Raw genomic sequence first — 1,484 nt, 5'->3', positions numbered from 1 at the left:
GAATATGCCGACAGCCAGACGGGGCTGCTGCATCTCCGTGCGCGTGATTACGATCCACAGCTTGGCCGCTTTATCTCGATGGATGAGCATCCGGGAAAGGAAAGCATTCCGCTGACGCTCAATAAGTACATCTATGTCAACGCTGACCCGGTCAATCACATTGACCCAAGCGGCAATTTCTTCACAATTGCTGGAACCATGACTTCGGTCGGACGCCAGATGAATATTGTCAGGCTTGCCTTCATCAATGGTGGCCGCCAAGCAGGGGGAGCGGCCATACGCAATCTGGGCCAATTGGTCGAGCGGCGCATCGAAGGGATGATTCGGCAGTGCTTGAAGCCGGGGGTCGACCTGAAAAAGGGTTGGAGAACTGGAGATGGCAAGGTCACGGTCGATTTCTTCTTTGAAATGGGCAAGAAAACCAAGGCGATGGAAGTGAAGTACAGCTTGGGCAGTGCATCGAGTGAGGCGTTTGCGCGTGCGGCACGACAGCTGAAATCTGCATTGAAAAAGACCGACGATGTTGTGCTGGTTTCCTTCAAGGAAATATCCCAGCGTCATCAAAAATCGATGCTAGACAAGCTCGGAAATCCTGGTGTGGCTCCTCAGATGGGCGCAATGGTCGAACTTGCGGCGATGCTCGGCGAGTTTGTTATTGAAGGTTGTATTCGATAATGCGGAGGTTTGATTGTGATGAACTCGTGGCATGTTAAGAGCCTGGACTATCTCTTAGAAAAATATTTTGAAAGTCAAAAATGCGATTTTTCATACGATGCTGGTTTGAAAAAAGTGAACCCACTTATTCAACGAAAACTGGCGTACACGACGACGCATTTTTCAAGGCCTTGTAGTGTTTTTTTTGAAATGGCAAAAAATGGAACAGACGCAGGTTTCAACACCTTTGTTGCGTGGGGAAACAGCACTGGCGATATTCTCGATGCAGTTCATGAGATAGTCGTGAGGGGAGAAGTAATTGCTACAAACCAATGTGTCGTCATGCAGGCCGTTTGGGACCCGGAATACAAGGACAGATCGACTTGTTTCGGCTGGCAACCTATAAAAACAAAAAGAGTTTCTATAAAATCATTGATAAGAAATAAAAATGCACCTGTTGAACCTAAAACGGGTGAGCAGGAGATGGCCGAAGTCACTCCGGCATTCAACCGTTTTGTAGATAATTTTGAGAAATATGCCATTCCGTTCTTTGATTCACTGCCTGTGAATATTGGAAAAAAATGGACGGATTTGATAATTTCCAGTGAGCAGAATTCTGCAAGCTGATCCAGGATTTAAATCGGGCAATACATGCTCTGCAGATTGCTCACCACTAGGGATTCTCTTAAAACCCGATTTTTGAAAGATTGGCATTAAATAAGGCAAGGCATTACGAGGCGAATTTTGGAAATTTTTGGGGTTTTGAGAGGCGCCCCGTATGCTTGCGCTAAAACCGTCGAGTACGGCTATGACAGCAGCGGCCGCCGCAT

Annotated in this window: 2 protein-coding genes; both read left to right on the top strand. The window is 47.1% G+C overall.

Translation table 11 applies throughout. From position 1 onward, the window contains the following. On the top strand, nucleotides 1-675 hold a 675-nt coding region (locus tag H928_RS26305; protein ID WP_021025584.1), incomplete at its 5' end, for an RHS repeat-associated core domain-containing protein. 18 nt (nucleotides 676-693) lie between these two features. Further along, a complete protein-coding gene (locus H928_RS31385; RefSeq protein ID WP_148293059.1) occupies nucleotides 694-1,281 on the top strand; it encodes a hypothetical protein in 588 nt (195 codons plus the stop codon). Nucleotides 1,282-1,484 lie beyond the last annotated feature (203 nt).

This window comes from Comamonas sp. B-9 (assembly GCF_000410635.1).
Taxonomy (GTDB): Bacteria; Pseudomonadota; Gammaproteobacteria; order Burkholderiales; family Burkholderiaceae_C; genus Comamonas.
The sequence above is the reverse complement of the archived record's forward strand: the minus strand, read 5'-3'. Positions and strand labels throughout refer to the sequence as shown.